General features: G+C 33.7%; 21 protein-coding genes. 4 read left to right on the forward strand and 17 right to left on the reverse strand.

Annotated elements, in window-relative coordinates:
- Positions 1–436 precede the first annotated feature (436 nt).
- From glpK to ACKPCA_RS08930, 7 genes are all read right to left on the reverse strand, one after another.
- A complete protein-coding gene (glpK, locus tag ACKPCA_RS08900; protein WP_054717611.1) occupies positions 437–1,933 on the reverse strand; it encodes a glycerol kinase GlpK in 1,497 nt (498 codons plus the stop codon).
- Between the two features lie 30 nt (positions 1,934–1,963).
- Positions 1,964–2,317: a PadR family transcriptional regulator gene (locus ACKPCA_RS08905; protein WP_218186081.1), complete on the reverse strand. Its 354-nt coding sequence runs from the start codon at positions 2,315–2,317 to the stop codon at positions 1,964–1,966.
- A 96-nt stretch (positions 2,318–2,413) separates the two neighbouring features.
- On the reverse strand, positions 2,414–4,609 hold the full coding sequence (locus ACKPCA_RS08910) for a DUF748 domain-containing protein (RefSeq protein ID WP_321282512.1): 2,196 nt from the start codon (positions 4,607–4,609) through the stop codon (positions 2,414–2,416).
- Between the two features lie 230 nt (positions 4,610–4,839).
- Positions 4,840–5,661, reverse strand: coding sequence for a mechanosensitive ion channel family protein (locus tag ACKPCA_RS08915; RefSeq protein ID WP_054717424.1), 822 nt, complete (start codon positions 5,659–5,661; stop codon positions 4,840–4,842).
- A 324-nt stretch (positions 5,662–5,985) separates the two neighbouring features.
- Positions 5,986–7,746: a DEAD/DEAH box helicase gene (locus ACKPCA_RS08920; protein ID WP_321282513.1), complete on the reverse strand. Its 1,761-nt coding sequence runs from the start codon at positions 7,744–7,746 to the stop codon at positions 5,986–5,988.
- 322 nt (positions 7,747–8,068) lie between these two features.
- A complete protein-coding gene (locus ACKPCA_RS08925; protein ID WP_054717418.1) occupies positions 8,069–8,461 on the reverse strand; it encodes a hypothetical protein in 393 nt (130 codons plus the stop codon).
- Between the two features lie 155 nt (positions 8,462–8,616).
- On the reverse strand, positions 8,617–9,306 hold the full coding sequence (locus tag ACKPCA_RS08930) for a hypothetical protein (RefSeq protein WP_321282514.1): 690 nt from the start codon (positions 9,304–9,306) through the stop codon (positions 8,617–8,619).
- A 230-nt stretch (positions 9,307–9,536) separates the two neighbouring features.
- On the opposite strand from ACKPCA_RS08930, the gene ACKPCA_RS08935 reads away from it, so the two are divergent.
- Entirely contained in the window at positions 9,537–10,763 is a 1,227-nt protein-coding gene (locus ACKPCA_RS08935; protein ID WP_321282515.1) for a carboxypeptidase-like regulatory domain-containing protein, read from the forward strand.
- A gap of 98 nt (positions 10,764–10,861) precedes the next feature.
- Here the strand turns inward: ACKPCA_RS08935 and ACKPCA_RS08940 are convergent, their stop codons facing one another.
- The 8 genes from ACKPCA_RS08940 to nusB all read right to left on the reverse strand — a co-directional run bounded on the left by ACKPCA_RS08940 (position 10,862) and on the right by nusB (position 16,428).
- Complete coding sequence (locus ACKPCA_RS08940; protein ID WP_321282516.1) at positions 10,862–11,386, reverse strand: GNAT family N-acetyltransferase; 525 nt, start codon at positions 11,384–11,386, stop codon at positions 10,862–10,864.
- 135 nt (positions 11,387–11,521) lie between these two features.
- The gene (locus ACKPCA_RS08945; RefSeq protein ID WP_321282517.1) at positions 11,522–11,938 is read right to left on the reverse strand and encodes a DUF5606 family protein; all 417 of its coding nucleotides are present in this window, start codon (positions 11,936–11,938) and stop codon (positions 11,522–11,524) included.
- Positions 11,939–12,029: 91 nt separating this feature from the next.
- Positions 12,030–12,749, reverse strand: coding sequence for a TerB family tellurite resistance protein (locus ACKPCA_RS08950; RefSeq protein ID WP_321282518.1), 720 nt, complete (start codon positions 12,747–12,749; stop codon positions 12,030–12,032).
- A gap of 105 nt (positions 12,750–12,854) precedes the next feature.
- Positions 12,855–13,445 (reverse strand): dephospho-CoA kinase, encoded by a 591-nt coding sequence (coaE, locus tag ACKPCA_RS08955; protein WP_321282519.1) that lies wholly within the window; start codon positions 13,443–13,445, stop codon positions 12,855–12,857.
- Between the two features lie 9 nt (positions 13,446–13,454).
- The gene (locus ACKPCA_RS08960; RefSeq protein WP_321282520.1) at positions 13,455–14,468 is read right to left on the reverse strand and encodes a YbbR-like domain-containing protein; all 1,014 of its coding nucleotides are present in this window, start codon (positions 14,466–14,468) and stop codon (positions 13,455–13,457) included.
- Positions 14,469–14,518: 50 nt separating this feature from the next.
- Positions 14,519–14,836, reverse strand: a complete 318-nt coding sequence (gene yajC / locus ACKPCA_RS08965) for a preprotein translocase subunit YajC (RefSeq protein WP_245625849.1) — start codon at positions 14,834–14,836, stop codon at positions 14,519–14,521.
- 61 nt (positions 14,837–14,897) lie between these two features.
- Entirely contained in the window at positions 14,898–15,353 is a 456-nt protein-coding gene (locus ACKPCA_RS08970; protein ID WP_054717395.1) for a DUF1573 domain-containing protein, read from the reverse strand.
- A gap of 124 nt (positions 15,354–15,477) precedes the next feature.
- A complete protein-coding gene (nusB, locus tag ACKPCA_RS08975) occupies positions 15,478–16,428 on the reverse strand; it encodes a transcription antitermination factor NusB (protein ID WP_054717391.1) in 951 nt (316 codons plus the stop codon).
- A 286-nt stretch (positions 16,429–16,714) separates the two neighbouring features.
- On the opposite strand from nusB, the gene ACKPCA_RS08980 reads away from it, so the two are divergent.
- The 3 genes from ACKPCA_RS08980 to ACKPCA_RS08990 all read left to right on the forward strand — a co-directional run bounded on the left by ACKPCA_RS08980 (position 16,715) and on the right by ACKPCA_RS08990 (position 20,146).
- On the forward strand, positions 16,715–17,110 hold the full coding sequence (locus ACKPCA_RS08980; protein ID WP_054717387.1) for a DUF3276 family protein: 396 nt from the start codon (positions 16,715–16,717) through the stop codon (positions 17,108–17,110).
- 318 nt (positions 17,111–17,428) lie between these two features.
- Entirely contained in the window at positions 17,429–19,933 is a 2,505-nt protein-coding gene (feoB, locus tag ACKPCA_RS08985) for a ferrous iron transport protein B (RefSeq protein WP_321282521.1), read from the forward strand.
- A 3-nt stretch (positions 19,934–19,936) separates the two neighbouring features.
- Complete coding sequence (locus ACKPCA_RS08990) at positions 19,937–20,146, forward strand: FeoB-associated Cys-rich membrane protein (RefSeq protein WP_054717381.1); 210 nt, start codon at positions 19,937–19,939, stop codon at positions 20,144–20,146.
- 117 nt (positions 20,147–20,263) lie between these two features.
- Here ACKPCA_RS08990 and ACKPCA_RS08995 read toward each other — a convergent pair whose 3' ends face one another.
- The gene (locus ACKPCA_RS08995; RefSeq protein WP_321282522.1) at positions 20,264–21,265 is read right to left on the reverse strand and encodes an ornithine carbamoyltransferase; all 1,002 of its coding nucleotides are present in this window, start codon (positions 21,263–21,265) and stop codon (positions 20,264–20,266) included.
- 92 nt (positions 21,266–21,357) lie between these two features.
- Positions 21,358–22,314: a carbamate kinase gene (gene arcC, locus ACKPCA_RS09000; protein ID WP_321282523.1), complete on the reverse strand. Its 957-nt coding sequence runs from the start codon at positions 22,312–22,314 to the stop codon at positions 21,358–21,360.
- Positions 22,315–22,641 lie beyond the last annotated feature (327 nt).

Here is a 22,641-nt window from a genome sequence, read left to right on the forward strand (position 1 = left end):
AATCCCAAATACTCCATAAACAACATTATTCTGTTTCATTAATACACTCCTATTTGAATCAATCATCTCAGAAAAAAGTATATAAACGACTCCCTAATTGTTCATCAAATTTGATATCTCTAATAGTGGTATTGAATAATAAATCCTAATACATAGCACATTGTTTAACTATGTATGTAGGATAAAAAAAATGTCCATCTCAATTCTATGTGTTAAGTCAACATCACTCGTATGTTAATTTAACGTTAAGTGAACGCGACAAAGCTAAATAAAATACTTAGTAATACAAGGTGCATAGTTAAAAAAGATATTATTTATAATTATTCCAAAAAACTCTCTTTATCAAAACACTTATAGTGCTTATATATAGATTACTGAAAATAAAAAAGGGGTTATTTCAAATTTGAAATAACCCCTTTTTTATTTATTAGTACTTTTATTCATCTGCATCTATCCAATTTTGAGATCTACTAACAGCCTTCTCCCAATATTTTTTATGATGCTTCACTATTTCTTCATCCATCTTCACCTCAAACTCTTTGTCCAACTTCCAATAATCTTGAATCTCTTCTACACTATTCCAAAATCCCACACCTAAACCAGCCAAATAAGCTGCTCCAACTGCTGTAATTTCTTTAATTTCTGGTCTTACAATTGGCAAACCTAAAAAATCAGCTTGATACTGAAGCAAAGTATCATTTGCCATTAATCCACCACCTCTTAATTGCTCCACTTTTATGCCTGAATCCGCTTCCATTGTTTTCAAAACATCTGATGAACGATGAGCAATACATTCTAAGGAAGCACGAGCAATATGACCAATACTAGTTCCCATGTTTAATCCCCAAAATGTTCCTCGGGCATATTGATCCCAATAAGGTGCACCTAATCCTGTAAAAGCAGGAACAATATAAACACCTCCATTATCTTCTTCGGTTAATGCAAGTAATTCAATCTCCTCAATGGAATGTATTAGGTTCAAGCTATCACGCAACCATTGCACAACAGCACCGCCAATAAAAACACTTCCTTCCAAAGCATAAGTAGGTTTATCTCCAATTCCCCAAGCTATTGTCGTAATCAAATCATTTTTTGATTCTACAGGCTCATTGCCGGTATTCATCAACATAAAACAACCTGTATTGTAGGTATTCTTCACCATTCCCTTCTCAAAACAAGCTTGTCCAAAAAGCGCTGCCTGCTGATCACCGCAAATTCCAGAAATAGGAATCTCCTCACCAAACATTGATCTTCGAGTATGCCCGTAAACCTCACTAGATGAACAAACTTTTGGAAGTAGGGATTCTGGAATATCAAGCAGCTCCAATAACTCCTTATCCCAACACAAATCATGGATATTGTAAAGCATTGTACGACTAGCATTCGATACATCTGTAATGTGAAGTTCCCCTTTGGTTAATTTCCAAATTAACCAGCTATCCACTGTTCCAAAGGCGAGTTTTCCATTTTCTGCCTTTTCTCTGGCTCCTTCAATGTTATTTAGCAACCACTGTATTTTGGTGGCAGAAAAGAAAGCATCTAAAATTAGTCCTGTCTTATCTTTGATCTTTTGTGAATATCCCTTCTCTTTTAATTTATCACAAAGGTGTGATGTTCTTCTATCCTGCCAAACTATTGCATTATTAATTGGTTCACCAGTTTCTCTATCCCAAATAATTGTTGTTTCTCTTTGATTGGTGATTCCAATTCCTGCAATATCTTTTCCTGTTAGTCCAGTTTTTGACAATACTTCCTCAGCAACTGATGCTTGCGAATACCAAATTTCCTTGGCATCTTGCTCAATCCATCCTGGCTTAGGATAATATTGCTCATATTCCTTCTGAACTTGCGCAACTATTTCGCCTTTTTTATTAAATAAAATTGCTTTTGAAATTGACGTCCCCTGATCTAAGGATAAAATATAATCTCTCATTCCTCTGGTAATTAATTGCATTTAACAGTTTTACGCGTTCTCCTTTATCCTTGTAATAGATAGATTTAAGGAATCAACATACTCTCTCATTACTTCCAAATGCGAAGCACCTTCATTGGTAAGTTTGTAGTATTTTCTTGGAATACCAGTATCCATTTCCGCCCATTCCGAAGTAACCAACTTCTCTTTTTTGAGTCGGTTTAAAAGTGGGTAAATTGTACCCTCTGCAATTTCCAGGGAAGTAAATTGATTCATTTCACTAATTAATTCGTAACCATAACATGGTTTCGACCTTAACAATAGGAGAATAATGTATTCCAACAGTCCCTTTTTAAATTGAGACTTCCATTTTGTTATAAAGTATTCGTTGATTTCGTGATTCATGGTGTAACAAACATATAAAAAAATACATAGTTTTACAAGATATCTTGCAAGAGTATAGTCTTAAAATGCATACTAGTATTCCAAGATATATACTAACTACTTAATAGATACCTCTACTCTGAATTTTGGCTTTTTTTGTTGATCTGAAAGATTTCTTAAATCCGCTGTTTTCACAATAAAGTTATCCTGTGGGACATTCAAGCTATCCAATAGGTAACTCGTTATTTCTTTGTTTCTCTTATCAATCAACGAATCAAGCATTTGATTAGCTTTTACATTTCCAACCTTTTCAAAACAAAGCTCTTCTAAGTTTTTTGAAATTTCAGCACTATCCTTAACCAAATAACTTCTAAACTCCAGAGATTGATTCGCCCAATTTTCTAATTTCTTACTTTTCAGATTTGGAACTTCTTCAGACTTATATTTGAAATAATCATTCACACAATCTTCAAGAATCAAATAATTTCTTTCTTGGTTTATATCCGTTTCTTGAGTAAAGGAGAAGACCAATTCATTCTTCTTCTTTAAGATCTCTGAAATATCCTTTAAAGTTGATTTTTCTTTATTGCCTAGCGAAACACTCGAATAGTTTAACTGAATTATTTCAATATTTTCAGGGTTTGTACCCGTAATGTTTCCAAGAATACCAAATGGTTTAGCAGCAGTCTTTACCAAGAAATTCATTAATGTTTTCCAGATAATCTTGCCCAGCTTAAAATCTGGCTCATTTGGGTTACCCGATACTGGCAAATCAAATTGGATGATATCATTTTGATCTTTTAGCAGGTACAAAGCCAATCTAACTGGAGCCTTTATGGTATTTGGATCCTTTGTTTTATTCCCAAAGTCAAACTCTGAAATTTTAATATTGTTTTGATTGTCCAAATGATTAGGACTAATATCGATCTTACAATCGTAGTTTAAGGTACCTTGAGTTATCGGTCTTGCAATATAAAACTCTGTGTATGGTGAGAAACTCATCAATTCCAATCCAGTAACTTTAGTTTTCAAATTAAAATCGTAAACTTCCTGCAAATTGAAATTTAAGTTTCCCTTCAACTCTCCTTCTCCATTTAAGTGCATTGAGTAATCCAAAGGTACATTATTTGCTGTTTCTGTTATTTTACCAATATTCAGTGCAATATCTTTAATATCATAAACAAAATCGCGATTTAAAGTTTTATCGGAAAATTGCAACAAGCCACCTTTAACAACCACACTATCAACAGAGTAAAACAACGATTGATCCTGTTTTAACGAATCCTGCTTAACTTCTGATAATTCATTAGTATCAACGGTCATTATGGGTTCAAATACCCTTTCAATATTAGTATTCTCTTTAAACACAGTAGCATATATTTCAGGAGCATTTATGACAACCTTCCCTATTTGGTAATGAGATGTACCAATATTTAAAGAATCTAGATTTACACTTGTAGATTTTGCTGCAAGAAAGCGATTCCCTTCCAAGTCATTTAATGAGAAATTCTTCAAACTGGTATTTCCTTTAACAAATACATCCATAAAATCCGTCATACTTCCATTGATTTTTAGAGATGTATTTATCTTCCCTTCCATGCTCGAAATCTTCATATAATCCTTGGCATAAGCCATAAAAGGTTCAATATTAATATCATTAACCTTTAAATCAATCACATATCTTTGCTTGGCATGATCTACATTTGCATTGATACCAACATTACCCTCTCCTCCAATGGAAAAATCTACTCCCATTTCCGATTTTTGATTGTCCCAAGCAATCAATGGCAAGTTCAGATTAATATTTTTTAAATCAAGCAAATTATCTTTCTGCTTATCAAAGTATCCAATGTAGCCATTTTTTATCTCAATATCATAAATAGAAAATTTAGTGGTTTTACTCTCTTGATTCATCTGAACGCTGTCAGTTGTTTCCTCTTCGCTCACCAATAAATCATCAAAGTTAAATCCAACACTATCCTGAATAACAGATATATTTAATCCATCCAAATAAATTTGTGATACCGAATATTCTCCGGAAATCAACTTCCATGGGGAGACATTAACATACAACTCATTGAATGACACAAACTGATCTGTATTATTGCTTTCATACAAGCGAAAACCATTTACTCGAACTGATACTTTTGCGTAATTAAAGTGCAATTCTGAAATTTCAAGTTTTCTGCCGATAAGCTCTTCCGAATGATTAACAAGGTAGTTTTTTACTATTGTTGATAGGAAAAAGAATAACAACACTATTATTGTCAGAATTGACAGTAATATGATCTTTTTTCTGGATAATCTTTTCATCTATTTATACTATTATTTCAATTGTCAGATGGAACTTCCCATTCCTAAATAATCATACCCACATGTGTACCAACACAATAGACGTAATAATTATTTACTCATGGACGTTTCATACTTCTTATTTAAATTGATAAATCAAAACTAGCAATAGTTTATGATTTATTATACTTCCTATAAAATTTTATAAAAAAAGGAGGCTCTCGCCTCCTCCTGATTTTAACCCCAAATTATTAATGATTATAAACATGAATATCTCTTTGTGGGAACGGAATTCCAACATCGTTCTTATCAAATTCCTTTTTCACTGTTTCTTGCATGTAAAAGAATACTTCCCAGTAATCAGCTGCATTAACCCAAGCACGAACTGCAAAGTTCACCGAACTATCAGCCAATTCTGATACTGCAATAAAATGAGCAGGATCTTTTAGCACCTTTGGATGATTTGCTAATAATCCTTCCAAAATTCCTTTTGCTTTATCTATATCATCAGAATAACCAATTCCAAATTTCATATCAACTCTTCGATTAGGTTGAGTTGAATAATTTATCATTGATCCAGTAGATAAACCACCATTAGGAATAATAATGGTCTTGTTATCAGGCGAAAGTAGAATGGTATTGAATAGCTGAATTTCCTTAACTACTCCAAGGTAACCTTGAGCCTCTAACAAATCGCCAACCTTAAATGGTTTGAAAATTAGAATTATTACTCCACCAGCAAAGTTCTGCAAAGTTCCAGACAAAGCCATACCAATTGCCAAACCCGCAGCACCCAATATTGCTATAAATGAAGTCATTTGCACACCAATCATGCCTACAACAGCAATGAAAAGCATAATCTTCAGCATAATAGATAGTATACTAACAATGAATGGCTTTAAAGTAGGATCCAATTCATTCTTATCCATTATTTTTCCAATCCCTTTGGTAATTACCTTAATAATCCAAAGACCGATTATAAGGGTAATAACAGCCAACAAAAGTTTAGGTGCATATTCCAAAGCCATAGTCCACAACTGGTCCGATTTCTCAAACATCTTATTCAAATCCATAATTAATAGGTTTTATATAAATAATCTCATATTAGTTGGTCAAACTGTAAAGTTTAAGCATAAAAAAAATCCCAAATGGAATTTCATAGATTAAATTTAAATAAAAATTAGCGTAAATTAAAACCTATACATCTTTAATTTATTGTGAATTGTTTGAAAATAAATGTAAGTTTTATTTAGCTTTTCTTAAACAATATAAAGCAAAAAAGCAATTAACAACATAACACATTCATAATTAATGAGGTAATTTCCTATAGAAACAGAATGTTTGTTTATGATTTTACACTTGAAGATTAAAAAAATACGCACACAAAAAAAAGAGGCTTACGCCTCTTTTCTTCTTCTGTCAGAATATCTTTTTCCATCGCTTTTTCCTCTGCGATCTTTGGAAGAATCTCTCCTGCCGTATCCTCTATCTCTGCGATCTCCTCTATCACGATCGCCTCTCGAACGTCCTTTTCGAGGACCTCCATCTGAAGTTGGTCTATCACCTGACACTTCGATTCTGATTTTTCTGCCACCAATTACAGCGCCAGCAAAACCTTTAATAATATCATCGGTAAATCCTTTATCAACATCAAAGAATGAGAAAACACCTTTCAAATCAACTCTACCAACATTTTTACCTCGAACTCCACATTGTTTGTGAATCAGGTTTAACAAGCGAGGTACATCAATGCCGTCTTTCTTACCAATATTGATAAACATGCGGTCTTCGCCTTTGTTGTCTTCTTTTTTGTTTCTGCGTTGAGTAGTTGATTTTAGATTCAAATCATCTGCATTCTTGTAATATTCCCAAAAACGGTTGAATTCCAAGGAAACAAAACGCTTGATTAAATCTTCACGACTTAAGGCTTCCAGCTCTTCGTTAATTCCATCAATAAATGGTTCAATTTCTTCCTCTTCAACCTCAACTTGGTTTACACGTTGCATAAAGTTCATCAACTGTCTTTCGCAAACCTCTTTTCCTACAGGAATTTTCACCTGCTCGAAATCGGTTTTTAATTTTCTAGAAAGATCTTTTACTTTACGCTCCTCCCTTGGCGTAACCAAAGCAATCGAGATTCCTTTCTTTCCTGCACGAGCAGTACGACCGCTTCGGTGAGTATAGAACTCCAACTCATCAGGCAAGTTGTAATGAATTACGTGAGAAAGATCATCTACATCAATACCACGAGCTGCAACATCGGTAGCTACCAATAATTGCAATGAACGATTTTTAAAGTTTCGCATTACTCTGTCGCGCTGTACCTGAGTTAAATCTCCATGTAAAGCATCAGCATTGTAACCATCTTTCATTAACAATTCGGCAACTTCCTGAGTTTCCTTTCTGGTTCTACAAAAAATAATACCGTAAATGTCTGGAAAAAAATCTACAACACGTTTCAAAACATTGTAACGGTCGCGATTGTTCAACATGTAATATTGATGAGAAATATTCTTGTTGGTTGTATTTGCTTTTCCTACAGTTACCTCAGTAGGATCTGTCATGTAATTTTTAGAGATTCGTCGAACTTCTGGTGGCATAGTTGCTGAAAACAACCAAGTCACTTTTTCTTCGGATGTAGAAGACAAGATTGCATCAATGTCTTCCTTAAAGCCCATGTTCAACATTTCATCTGCCTCATCAAGAATTAAATATTCAACAGCAGATAAATTAACAGCCTTCCTTCTAATTAAATCAAGAAGACGCCCTGGGGTAGCCACAATTACGTGTGCTCCTCTTTTCAGTTTTCGAATTTGCTCTTCGATACTTGCACCCCCGTACACATTCACAACGTTCAAGTTTAAGATATTCTTCGAGAATGTCTTAAGATCGTCTGCAATTTGGATTCCCAATTCTCTTGTTGGAGATAGAATCAAAGCTTGCGGTATTTTCACCTGTGGCTCGATAAGCTCAAGCAAAGGTAAACCGAAAGCCGCCGTTTTCCCTGTTCCGGTCTGAGCTAATCCCACAAAGTCAGATCTTCCGTCGAGAAGAACCGGGATTGCTTGTTCTTGGATAGGAGTTGGGGTTTCGAAGCCTAATTCGGAAATAGCTTCTAGTATGGCCTTTGATAGACCAAGATTTTCAAATGAATTCATTCTATAATTTTTATGAGCCGCAAAGGTAGCAATTAAAATAGGAAGTAAAGCCTATTTTGAATAGAATGATATAAATTAAATTTCTTTAGTTAATTTTCTGATTTTTAAATAGAAAGAATAAGATCTTTTATCCATCAATTACTCTATTTCTTCTTTAATTAATATGATATATTATAATCGAGGTAATTCTTGAAATAATATAATATTTCATTACCTCATTTCAATATCAAAAAATAGAGTTTACATATTGTCGGGAGATGAAATTATACAAAAAAACCGCCTCGCAATGCGAAACGGTTTGTATATAGTTTTGTTGATTTCTTTATTTTACCAGCATAAAAACAACTTCGGATTTTATTACTGATGGCAATTCAATTTTACGAAGTTCCAAACTTCTCATCCAGCCTGCGATTTCCTTTTCCTTCAAGCTATATAGCACTTCTCTAAATTCATCGATCTGATCATCGTTGTAGTCGTTTTCTTCGAAGTTTTTGTAAGCATCTAGTTCCTCATCTTCATAATAAATGATCTCTTCAGACATTTTATTCAAAAGGTCGGTTTCACAAATTTCATGTGCACCACAACACTCTTCCATTGGCTCTGCCACTGGCTCTTCTTCAATCTCCCCCTTATGCGCTCTTAGCTTTTGTCCAATCCAGGTAGAAAGGAATGCAATTGCGGCAATCACTACAAGCGATATCAATAAAACTTCCATGCTTGCAAAACTAAAAATTAAGATCTATTAAATCAAGATATCTAGATATACTTTTTAATACAAAGTTTTTCTTTCTCGTTCGCACATATAACAAAACCATGAATCACAAGATCATATCCGGTGATTCATGGTTTGTATTTTTGCGGTTTTACAGTTTATTGCTTTCCCGTAGCCTTTTCGTATTGTTTTTTGAAAAGATTTCTTTGATTGGTCATGAACTCTAGTTCTTCCTCTAATCTCTTTTTCTCTTTTCTAAGCCAACCTAACTTGTCATCTTTTTCTTTTATCTGTTCCATTAAAGCTGAAACTTCACTTTCTTTCCGCGCAACAGCTTCGCTGGACTTTTTCTTTTCAGTTTCAAGTTTCTTTTTGTCCCATTCTGCCTCAACTCCAGCTGCTTTTAAATCTTGTGCCAACTTGGTAGAATCAGATTTTAAAGTTTCAATTTGTTTCTTCAAATCAGATATTGCTCCTTCGTTACTGCTATTCTGATTAATCAGATTGTTATATTTTGAAAGTGTTTCCTCCAATCTTGATTTTAAAGCAGTTGTATCCGATGCCAATCCCATCAATTCAGTACTTAACTCATCGATTTCGGTATTCTTTTTAGCATTGCTTTCAGCCATACTGTTTTTCATCTCGTTAAACTCGGCCAATGTTTTGTCCAGCTTAGAATTTAACTGAGTGATTTGCTGTTTCTTTTTTGAGTTCTCCTTATCTAAGGCAGATACTTTTGCATCGCTTCTACGCTTTGCATATTCAAGCTCTTCGTATTTTTTCTTTGAAACAACGCAAGATGTTAGCATTAAGGATGCCAAAGACAGAACAAGCAATTTACTTCTCATAGGACTTATATTTTAATTTCGTAGTTGATTATCTATAACTGAAATACAAGCGAAGATATTTTTTATTCAACAAAAAATAAATATTTCTGACCAAAATTAACATTTTTTAAAAGTATTCTCGTCAGAATCGCTTTTCTTGCTCTTATATTAACATATCTTTGTGTATCATGATTACCAAATACATTTTGGCAAAGAATTTGAAAAACAGAAAAGAAACAATCCTACATATCATGCAAAAATTTAAATTATTGCTTGTAATGCTATGTGCATTCTCGCTAACAGGTTTTTCGCAGGAAAACGAAAGCAAAGAAGATAATTCTGGTATTATTAGAATTGTTGGTAAACTAACCAACAAACAAAATAACCAACCAATACCATTTGCCAATGTTGGTGTAATTGGATCGTATATTGGCGCTGCATCTAACTTGGATGGAATTTTTGAGTTTAAAATTCCTGGGAAATATAACGAACAAATGATTCAAGCTTCTGCAGTTGGTTTTTCTACTTTTACAGCAAAGGTCTCTGAATGTTCTCAAGTAGATACCCTTGAGATTGTATTAACACCAAAAAACTACAATATTGGTGAAGTTGAAGTAATGGCAGAATCGCTGGTTTTGCAAAAAAGAATTAAAACTGCACTTGAAAAAATTCCTGAAAACTACCTTCAAACTCCTTTCAACTACGATGTTTATTACCGATCGGAAAAGCTTGAGAACGAAGAACTGAACAGACTCCGTGAAGCTGCGGTTAGAATTTATGACGATAAAGGATATCAGCGTGCTGACGCATACCAAGTTTTCAAAGAGCGTGGATACAAATTTCTGCAGGTACGCAAAAACTTCGAACCAGCTTCTTTGGCTGATGGATCGACCTTTTTAGACGAGTTGCTTGAAATGGATATCGTAAGAAGTCGTGGTAATGTTTTAAATGGAAATCACATTAGTTTTTACGATTTAAAATTAGATCAGATTACAGAGTATGAGAATGATTCAATTTGGGTAATTAGTTATAAAAGCAAACGCCCGATGCTAAGTAATACAGGAGATTACTATGCGAAAAGTTATTCGGGTAAATTGTACATTAAAGCCAAAGATTACGCAGTAATTAAGAACGAAACGCATGTTGTTGCTACAAATTATTCTCCACAAGGAAGAAGCTTTTACGTAAATGAGAACAGACAGAAGTGGGAACCTTTAAAAATCGAATATGATTTTAGTGTGACTTACAAACAACACTCTGGTAGATATTACTTAAGCTATGTAAATTACAAGCGTCATCACGAATTGAAAGAAAAAGAAACTGGTATTCCAAAATCACTTGATATCAATACTGAAATGCTAATCACAAAGATTAACACCGAAAATCCAGAAATAATTGAAAAAAGAGCATATTACGAAGATATGCCTTACGACAAGAATTTTTGGGAATCTTATAATATTATTTTTGATGGAGAATAAAGAAAGAGGCGAAAGCCTCTTTTTTTTTTATTCTAGCATGAAATACGTGACAAAGGCGCAGCAGTGCAAAGACGTAGCAATGCTACGTCTCTACAGGGTCATATTCTTACAATGACATAAACCAATTGATCCATAAATTGCCCATTCTTATAAATTGCTGATTTTTGTATTGATTCCAATTCAAAACCTGCTTTTCCCAGCACTATAGATGAAGCTTTATTATCCGAAAAAACATAAGCATAGAGTCTAACAATAGGAAAGTTTTGAAATGCCAGTTCGACCATTTCCTTCACCACATTGGTCATTATTCCCCTGTTCCAATATTCCTCACCCAACCAATAACCCAGTTCAGCTGATTTTCTATAAACATCCTTTTGTCTTTCAATCCCAATTGCACCAATCACTTGATTATTAAGAGTTATTGCCAGATTATATGAATCAATGGTTCTATTAGCAAAACGCACCCAATTAACGGCATCAGAGTAAGTGTATGGTTTTGGAAAGCTATCCTTCAAAAACTTAGCAACGGCAGGATTATCAGCATATTTTACCAAATTATCTTCATCTCCTTTTTGCCATTTTCTTAATACAACATTTTGTACACCTATCTTTACTGATTCCATGAAACTACATTTAAAATTGAAAACCCTACAACAACTACCTAACAAGTTCTTGAAAATATTGATGCAACGCAATTTTCAGACATAAAAAAACCGCCTTATAATTAAGACGGTTTACAAATTATTTAGATTTGAAAATTACTCTTCTGTATTTTCAACCTCTTCTTCTTTGTCAAGATCTTCAAGAAGATTGTTCTCTTGTAGCAAATTATACCACTGGAATATTTTCTTCATATCCGATACATACACACGATCTTCGTCGTAGTTAGGCAAAATTTCTGCCATGTATTCTTTCAATTCATTTCCTGAAGCTTTATGGCTAACTGCTTTTCCTCCGTTTTCTTTCTCTTTAATGTTTTTGAAAACGTTGGCCAATGGCACATCTCCTTCATCTGTAAAAATTGCGATATCTTCCAAAGCACTAATTTTTGAAGTTGCATAAGCTGGCATCCTTTTTTTATCAACCAACGACTCAACAATCAAAGCATTTTTTGCATTCGATACCATTTTAAAAAGACCCGAATGTCCTGATATAGCTAATATTCCTTTCAACATATTTTCAAATTTTAATTTTGGAAGCACAAATTTATAATTCCATAGTATTATACAAAACTATTTGGCCAAAAATAGTTTAAAAGCTTTCGTTTTATGCAAATCCTCGCTCTTTCTTAATTTTCTCAAATGCTTCATTCACTTTCTGAAACTTCTCTTTAGCAGCCTCTTGAACATCTTCTCCAAGATAACTCACCTTATCGGGATGATATTTTACAGCCATTTTTTTGTAGGCCTTTTTCACTTCTTCATCAGTGGCATCTTTGTTTAATCCAAGAATCTTATAACTCGAATCAGTATCCTGCACAAACATGGACTTGATAGAAGAATAATCATTTCCCTGAATTCCCAAATAGTATGATATCTTATCAATAATTGCCTGTTCTGAACTTGAGATCGATCCATCAGCCTGTGCAATTCCAAACAAGAAATGCATCAACTGTAATCTTGAGGAATAATCAAGATGAGCCTGAACTTGTCTGCAAACTTCTTCAACCGGAATGTTCTGTTTTAAGATATCCTTAAGCATTCCAATTGCTTCTGTTGCACGCCCAACACCAAAGCTTTTTACCAAATTGGCTTTTACGTAATCCAATTCTGATCGAAGCACCTTACCGTCAGCTTTCATTACTGCGGCAACAAGTACTAGTAGGCTCATAACGAAATCTCCCTGACGAGTTTGACCTGCTACCTTACCTCCTTCTATTTCAATTGTATCAAAAGCAGAACCAACAAGATATCCCAAAATACCTCCAATTGGTCCCAGAAAAGCCCAACCTAACCCTCCGGCTATCCATTTTCCATATTTACCCATAAATGGCAATCAATTTTTATTGTATTATAAATATCTGGACGAAAAAAACCAGAAAGCTTTAAAGATAGCATAATTCAGCTTTTTTCTTAGATCTATAGCAAAACCTTAACAAAGTTTAACACGCATAAGTTCCTTATGTATTTCCATGATTTGAGGTAGAATTAAATCTAAATTGTTATAAATCACAAAATCTGATTTCTCTATTTTCACACTTTCGGCTAACTGATTTTTCATGCGTTCCTTAACCGCATTTGCATCAACTCCATCTCTATCCATTACTCGCTTAACTCTTAGTTCTTCATCTGCTGTCACACAAATAATCTTATCAAAATTCTTGTACAAACCGGTATCAAACAATATTGCAGATTCTTGTATTACATATGGCGATTGCTGTTTCTCGCTCCAGCTTTGAAAATCATTTCGAACAACAGGATGAACTATAGCATTTACATCCTGTAATGCCTTAGGATTGTTAAAAATAATATCGGCAAGATATTTTCGATTAAGAAAGTGATCCTTAGTATATACATCGGGTCCAAATCTTTCAATTAACTTGGTCTTGATTTCATCGCTTTCTATCATTAAACGCTTGGCCTCCTTATCGGAAACATACACCGGAATTCCCAATAATTTAAATACCTCGGCTACAATAGATTTCCCAGTACCAATTCCTCCTGTTAATCCAATTTTCAGCATTACACATTGTTATTGAACCGACTTACGTTTCTCAATTAGGAAAGTAACGGTTTGAGGATAAAAACGAACATTTGAAACAAAATCAGGACTGCGTTTTAACTCAACCTTCAACTTGTTTCCATCACCTTGTATGGCTTCTAAATAATCGACCCTCACATCAAAATGATCTTCAGTAATATTTTCGTATTTATTCATTCCTACAAAATACGATAGTTTCACATCTCCAGGGAATAAACGCAACAAAACCGAATCAGGCAAATTATCAACCTTTATTGAAACATTTTTGTTAGCCTCAGTAAATCGTTCAACGGGAATATTAACCGTTAGCTTTTTAGGTGAGAAACTAACACCTTCAATTTTCTCAAAATCAACCTCCTTCTTCGTATCTTTCTTCAAACCTGATAACTCTAACAGTTCTGTTTTAGCAATATGTATCGAGTCAATTAAAGATTGAGGTCCTTTTACCAATATACTGTCGAATTCTGGAAGAATCGCTCCTCCTTTCATAAACTGTTGTTCATAATTCAGTTTCAAATCCAATACGACTGGTACTTTCTTCTCTAAAATTGGTGAAAATTGAAAACGAATGGTGTCTGGACTAATAGCTTCCAAACGAATACCTGTCGACAATTCCTTCTCAATCCTCTCTTTTATATTTGAGGTAAGCAAAGTGTAATTATTCAGCGAACTTCCCTCAATTCTTTTGTTTGTATATTTATTCACATCGAAAGGATTGGATAAAAAAGCTGTACTTAACTTGTAACGAAGCAAGTCGAAACCATAAGCATTTACACGCAAGCTTAGCTTCTTTGGAAGATCATTGGTAAGTACCTTATTTTCCGGAAAGTTGATATAATATACAGGGTAATTGATACTCGTTGTATATTCTTTACTCAGTGCATTCAAAAACCAGAAAATTGTTGATAAACCAACAAAGAATAAATAAACCAATAGTTTTTTATTCGATGTTATTTTTTCTTTGTTAAAATATCCTTTTAGTTTCTGAAAATCGAGATTATTCAAGGTACTTAGTATTTAGAAAAGCTGTGCCTTAATCGGCACAGCCTGATAAATTATTTTTGAGCAACGTCACTCATGTCTTTAACAACCGCAGCTTTATCAACTTTCAAACGGTTTTGTCCTTCTACTTCCATAATAATTGCACGCTCCTGAATTTCCAGTACTTTTCCATAAATACCGCCAGTAGTAACAATTTTATCACCTTTCTTTAATTCATCACGGAATTTTCTTAATTCCTTCTGCTTTTTCATCTGAGGACGAATCATGAAGAAATAGAATACTACGACAATTAAAATCAAAGGAATAAAAGAAGTTAAACTTCCCTGACCTTCTGCAGGCTGAGCCATCAATAAGATGTTTAGCATATTCATTTCAATCCAAATTTAATGGTCTTTCGACCGATTTATTATAAAATTACAAATCATTTAATAACTATTCCACATTAGCTGTAAGAATCAGCTTTTTCTTTTTCTGTAAAGTATTACTGTAAATTGTAATTACTTTGTATTGCTTACCATGGCGCCCTTTAGAATTGAACTCAATGGTTATTTTAGATTCTTCTCCAACCTTAATAGGTTTCTTTGTCCATTTAAAATTGGCACATCCACAATCACTTTCTATACTTTTAATGATTAGGTTGCTTTCGCCGATATTTTTAAAATAGAAATCACAAACCCCAATTTCTCCTTCCGAAATCTCCCCAAATTTATGTATTTCTTTACTAAACTCAAACTTAGGATACTTACCTGATTTCACCGATTCTACAGAGTCCACACCAACAGGTTTATTTTCTTTAGATGAACCACCTGCACAGCCTAAAACAAACACAAAAATCAACAGTTGTGCTAAAACCACCCACTTCCTATTTCTAAATTTTAATGCATTCATACTTTAATTTTCGGATTTCGAAAGTACAAAAATTTCAATGAATCTATTCACATCAGTTCATATAAAACAAAAATGCGCATAATCCATTGATTAGCGCATTTTAATTATCTGTTAAAAGTTAAGATTATACTTCTCCAACTAATCCTCTACCAACTTTCTTAACTTTTCCATTTTCTTTTAATTCCTTAACCAACTTATCAAGTATACCATTAATAAAGTTGCTTGAATTTGAAGTACTATAAAATTTCGCAATTTCAAGATACTCATTAAAACTTACCTTTACCGGCACATTCGGAAATTCCTTTAACTCTGTAAGAGCCAACTCCATAATTAGAATATCCATAAAGGCTATTCGTTCCAAATCCCAGTTCTTGGTATTTTTCTGAATCATTTCCACATGTTCAGTGTGATTCACTACTGCTTTGCGGAACAATGTTTTCACGTAATCTTCATCTTCAGCATCCTTAAACAAAGACATAAGCGAAGTGTACTGATCATCATTCTCATTTAATCCTTTGATGGTTTTAATCACCATGCTAATGATAAACTCAATCTCATCGTTCCAATAAATACTTTTTTCTTCCATTAAAGAATAAAAGTCATCATCAGCCGCAACTAAAGTCAAGAAAAATTTCTCTACAAACTTTTTATCGTCTTGATAAGAATTTTTCTCAGCATTCATATAATTAATATACAAATCTGATTTCACCAACTTATCAAATAACAATCGAATATAGTCCTCCTGATCCGTCCAAGTAATTGTATTGGATTCAGCATAGCTATTCAACTGAATGTTTTCAGCCAATTGCTTAATTACTTTGTTGTCTATGAACCTGGTGTTAGGATTAAGATCCTCGTGAGTAGGGATAATTTTAGCTTTTGCAGTATCAATCTTTTTTTCTGAAACAAAAGCCAGCTCTACAATCAGCAGAAGCAAATAATGGTATAAATCGTAAGCTTTTCCAATGCTGAAAAACAATTCCTTTTCAGCTTTTGCAATTGTGCGATCTTGGTTTTTATAGTACGCATACAATAATTGCAATACTTTCACTCGAAGTAATCTTCTACTAATCATATCCTTAAAGAACTTTTACAAATTTGTCATTGTGGCTGCAAAATTAGACTTTTTTTATAACTCAACAAGTAATTTTAAAAAAAACAGTAAAAAGAATTAAAGATCAGACTATCCTTTACTTTACATATAACAAAATCCTGTAAGTCTATAAAAGCCAATTGAAAAGGTTTGCATACTGAATTTAAATTACTTTTTTACGATAATAAATTACTAACACATAGCAATTAGTACGCAGATTTTTTTATTTTTGAAGACAATAAACAGAATAAATTAAAATTTATTTGAAATGGAAGGTTACGACAATAAAGATGGATATGAAAAAAAGAATCGCGATGAAATTTTTTCGAATGCGGTTAGGGCAGGAAAAAGGACGTACTTTTTTGATGTAAAAGCAACAAGAAAAGACGACTACTATCTAACAATTACAGAAAGTAAAAAGCGCTACGACAAAGAAGGAAACTATTCTTTCGAGAAACACAAAGTATTTTTATATAAAGAAGATTTTGACAAATTTTCTGAAGGATTGTTAGAGGCTTTGGATTTTATCAAATCATCAAATATGGAAACCAACGAAGTAGAAGAATTGTTCGTAACCGAAGAACAAAATAAACGCTCAGAACTAATTGAAGGATTAGAAGCAGAGGCCTATTCAAACGTTGAATTTGAAGATTTATCGGAATAAATATCATTTTATAAAACTTAAAGCTGCTTTTATCGAGCAGCTTTTTTTGTTTGGTGCACACTAGCATTCAAAAATATCTCAAAACTGTTACATTTGCACCGTCATATTTTTATTAAGTCCAAATATATAGCCCAAAACTATTAAATGATTAATAAAAATCCCTATTAATAGGGATTGTAATTATTGAAAATTTCCTATACGTTTGACCAACATTTAGGAAAATTTGTGATGCATATAAATAGAAAAAACATCACCAGATGAATACTAAATTACCTGACGAATCAGGGAACAATGAACAACACGGAAATTTAAGAACGAATGAAACTATCTGAGTTAACAGATAATCAAAAAGGAATAATTACCAAAGTATTAGGACATGGTGCATTTCGAAAAAGAATTACCGAAATGGGCTTTGTTAAGGGGAAAAAAGTTACTGTTATAAAAAATGCCCCCCTAAAAGATCCTGTAGAGTATGAAATTATGGGGTATGAAGTTTCTCTGCGCAGAAGCGAAGCTGCATTAATTGAAGTAATTACCCAGAAAGAAGCAAATCACATAAAAATATCCGATTTTGAAGGAACAATTAGTGATGAAATTCTAAAAACCTCAGCAAAAGAAAAAGGCAAAAAAATAAATGTAGCTTTAGTTGGAAACCCTAATGCTGGAAAAACAACATTATTCAACTTTGCTTCCGGATCCAAAGAACATGTAGGAAACTATAGTGGGGTTACCGTTGACTCAAAACAAGCTCAAGTAAAGCAAAATGGCTATCTATTTGATGTGACAGATTTACCTGGAACCTATTCTCTTACTGCATATACTCCGGAAGAATTATTCGTTAGAAAATACATCATGAATGAAAGTCCTGATGTTGTGATCAATGTTGTAGATGCTTCAAATCTGGAAAGAAACCTATATCTAACGACTCAACTTATCGACATGGATATTAAGGTCATATTGGCCTTAAACATGTATGATGAACTGGAAAAAAAAGGGGCTACTTTCAATTACAAGGAACTTTCAAAAATGTTGGGAATTCCTATTGTCCCAACTGTAAGTTCAAAAGGTAAAGGAGTAAAAGAATTATTCGACAAAGCGATTGAAGTATATGAAGACAGAGATCCAATTGTTCGACACATTCATATCAATTACGGTAAAATTGTAGAAAGTGCAATTTTAAAAATACAAACTGTAATCAAGAAAGATCGAAAGTTATCTTCCAGCATGTCGCCTAGATATCTTTCGATAAAACTTTTAGAAAATGATGAAAGTGCTCGTCATATTATTCATGAAAGTGATCTTCATTTTGAGATAAAAGCGGTAGCCAAAGAACAAATTGCAAAAATTGAAAAAGAATTTGGTGAGGTCTGTGAAACAGTTATAACAGATTCTAAATATGGCTTTATTGATGGAGCATTGAAAGAGACCTACAAGGAAAGTCCTATCAAGAGAAGAAGAAATACCACATTGATTGATACATTTATCACTCATAAGTTATTTGGATTTCCAATCTTCCTAAGCTTTATGTTTTTAACATTCTATGCTACTTTCAACTTAGGAGAATACCCTATGAGTTGGATAGAAATAGGTGTAGAAGGATTAAGTAACCTACTGGATAATTTTATGGCAGAAGGTCCACTAAAAGATCTGCTGATTGATGGAATTATTGGAGGTGTCGGAGGAGTAATTGTTTTTCTTCCTAACATTCTTATCCTATTCTTTTTTATTTCATTTATGGAGGATACGGGTTACATGGCACGTGCTGCTTTCATCATGGATAAATTGATGCACAAAATAGGGCTGCATGGAAAATCATTCATTCCTTTGGTTATGGGATTTGGATGTAATGTACCTGCAATGATGGCTACCAGAACACTTGAAAATAGAAGTGACAGAATCCTCACAATGATGATTATTCCATTCATGTCATGTAGTGCTCGATTGCCAGTATACATTCTAATCATTGGTACTTTTTTCCCTGAAAACGCAAGTGTAATGCTTTTCGGTATTTACATGTTAGGAATTGTACTAGCAGTTTTATTTGCCAAGATTTTTAAAGCCAGCTTCTTTAAATCAAAAGACGCACCATTTGTAATGGAATTACCACCCTATCGAATACCGACTCTAAAGGCAACTACTAGACACATGTGGAGCAAGGGAGTACAGTATTTAAAGAAAATGGGTGGTGTTATTCTTGTGGCCTCAATAATAATCTGGGCATTGGGATATTTCCCATTGGAAGTAGATTACTCCAAAGATTACAATAGCTTAATCGCACAAAATGAAGTCAATACTAAAGAAAAGCTGGAAAATGCAAATGAATCTGAGAAAGTTTTCATTCAAGAACAAAGCGATGTTGAAATAGCGAGTTTACGCAATGATATGCTCGAAGAAAAACAGGAAAATTCATACATAGGCAGAATCGGGCATTTTATAGCTCCTGCCATGCATCCTTTGGGTTTTGATTGGAAAATGTCGGTTAGTATCCTTACAGGTATTGCAGCAAAAGAAGTGGTTGTAAGTACAATGGGAGTTTTATACCAGGAAGGTGAAGATAGTGACGAATCAAGCGAGAGTTTAAGAAACAAGTTAAGAGAACAAGAATTCACAGGAGACTACCGAACTGGCGAAAAGGTTTTTAGTGCTTTAACTGCCCTATCATTTTTGATTTTTACCTTGATATATTTTCCTTGTGTAGCTGTAGTCGCTGCATTAGTTAAAGAGGCAAATTGGAAATGGGCTGCATTTGTTGTATTTTATACAACCGGACTTGCCTGGTTAGTCTCATTTATTGTATACCAAGTCGGAAACTTAATAGTTTAAATCATGAGCATTCAACTTATACTAACATACCTGATCATCATTTATGCCGTTGGATATACATTCTACCAATTGGTTCAAATGATAAAAAAACAAAAAGAATCTGCTTGTGGTGGCGGATGTAGTGGTTGTGATTTCAAAAATGAATTAAAAAATAAAGGAATTCATGCAATTTCAATTGACAAGAACAACAAGTTTACATATCTTAAAAACTAATAAAATTACACAAACCTATTAACAAGTAAATTAGGCGTGATTATCTAATCATAACAAAAAATAAAAAAGGGATACCAATTGTTATCCCTTTTCATTTATCTTGTAATTAAAGCTTAATTATGCTCCTAAAGTAGCAACCATTACAGCTTTAATAGTGTGAAGACGGTTTTCAGCTTCATCAAATACGATAGATGCTGGAGATTCGAATACTTCTTCAGTAACTTCGATTCCATCTAAACCAAACTTCTGGTAAACTTCTTCACCTACCTTAGTTTCTCTATTGTGGTAAGCAGGAAGACAGTGCATAAATTTACACTTTTCGTTGCCAGTCATAGCCATAGTCTCTTTGTTCACCTGGAAAGGCTTCAACAATTCGATTCTTTCTTTCCAAACCTCATCTGGCTCACCCATTGATACCCAAACGTCAGTATAAAGGAAATCACAACCTTTAACACCTTCTTCAGTGTTATCAGTAACAGTTACCTTAGCACCTGTTTCTTTAGCGATTTCAAGACATTGAGCCACCAATTCTTCCTCTGGTTGAAGATTCTTAGGACCAACGATTCTTACATCCATACCCATTTTAGCAGCACCTACCATTAATGAGTTAGCCATGTTGTTTCTTGCATCACCTAAGTAAGCAAAAGAAACTTGGTGTAATGGCTTATCACAGTGCTCCATCATAGTAAGGAAATCAGCCAAAATTTGAGTTGGGTGGAATTCATCAGTTAAACCATTCCAAACTGGTACTCCAGCGTGCTTAGCCAATTCCTCAACAACAGTCTGACCGAAACCACGGTACTCAATACCATCATACATACGACCTAGTACGCGTGCAGTATCAGCCATAGATTCCTTAACACCAATCTGAGATCCTGAAGGTCCCAAATAAGTTACGTGAGCTCCCTGATCGTAAGCAGCTGTTTCAAAAGCACAACGCGTACGAGTAGAAGACTTCTCGAAAATTAAAGCGATGTTCTTACCCTTTAGAGTTTGAACCTCGTTACCAGCATATTTAGCTCTTTTTAAATCTCTTGCAAGATCTAACATGTACTGAATTTCTTTTGGAGAAAAATCCAAAAGCTTCAAAAAACTTCTGTTTCTAAGATTGAAAGCCATTGTTATAATTTTAATAGGATAAACAAATATTTGTCAAAAATAGAGTCTTGTACCAACATAACAAAGCAAAGGCACAAGATTCTTATTTAATTTTAGTTCTCGTATTCCATAGTAATTTTACTACCATACTTTTTGTCCTCAAGCTTAGTAGCTTCGGTAATTACCGATTTCTTACCTCCATTCTGAATAAACTCCAAACAAGCTCTAATTTTTGGAGCCATACTACCTTCTGCAAACTGACCATCTTTCATCAATTCCATAGTATCCTTATAATCCAAGAATTCCAAAATTTCTTCGTTTGGTTGTTTAAAGTTCTTGTAAATGTATGGAACATCAGTTAAGATATAGAATTCATCAGCTTTGATTCTTGCACCAATTAATGCAGAAGCTAAATCTTTGTCAATAACACCTTCCACTGGGCAAATCTGACCATCAGCATCCTCGTAAACAGGAACTCCACCACCACCAACGGTGATCACGATATTTCCTTCGCGAGCTAACTTTGAAACGATTTCTTCGTTCATTACTCTCATTGGTCTTGGCGAAGGTACTACTCTTCTCCATCCACCATCAGCTTTTACCTCTTCTTTAAAAATCCATCCTTTATCAGCAGCCAATGCATCAGCTTCTTCTTTTGTATAGATCTTACCTACACGTTTTGTTGGATTCTCAAATGCTGGATCATCTTTATCCACAACAACCTGAGTAACCAAAGTAATAACATCTTTCTTGATGCCATGCTTCTTTAGAACATTTCTTAAGTTACGCTCGATCATGTAACCAATACCTCCTTGAGAATCGGCAACATCAATATCTAATGGCATTTGAGGAATATTATACAATTGCTCACCTGCATCATTTCTCATCAAAATGTTTCCAACTTGTGGACCATTACCATGAGCTAATACAATATCATATCCTTCTTTAATAAGGAAAATCAAATTTTCAAGAGTGTCTGTTGTATTTGCATTTTGCTCTTCAACAGTACCTTTCTGATTGCCTCGAAGCAACGCATTACCTCCTAAGGCTACAACTGCTAATTTATTCATTACTTTTCGCTTTATGTTTTTCTTGTTAGTTTTGCAAAACTAAAAAAATTAATTACAAAACAAGAAATTTTGCTTTTTTTTAAAAACTTTTTCGAACCCTGTTTTTCAACACATTACAGAGGAATGATTTTTACTGTTTAGTAGTTACACATGTAAAATAATGAAATTCAAAGCAAACTGAAAACTTGATATCACTCGTTTGCACAACCCGAATTAAAAAATGCAGTTATGTTTACATTATCAGATTTTACAAGCAAATCAATTTCAGTCCACATTTTAGCATAAATTAAAACCAAAAAATAAATTAATCGTAGAAACTTTAAATTC

It is taken from the genome of Marinifilum fragile (assembly GCF_963677365.1).
GTDB classification, from domain to species: domain Bacteria; phylum Bacteroidota; class Bacteroidia; order Bacteroidales; family Marinifilaceae; genus Marinifilum; species Marinifilum fragile.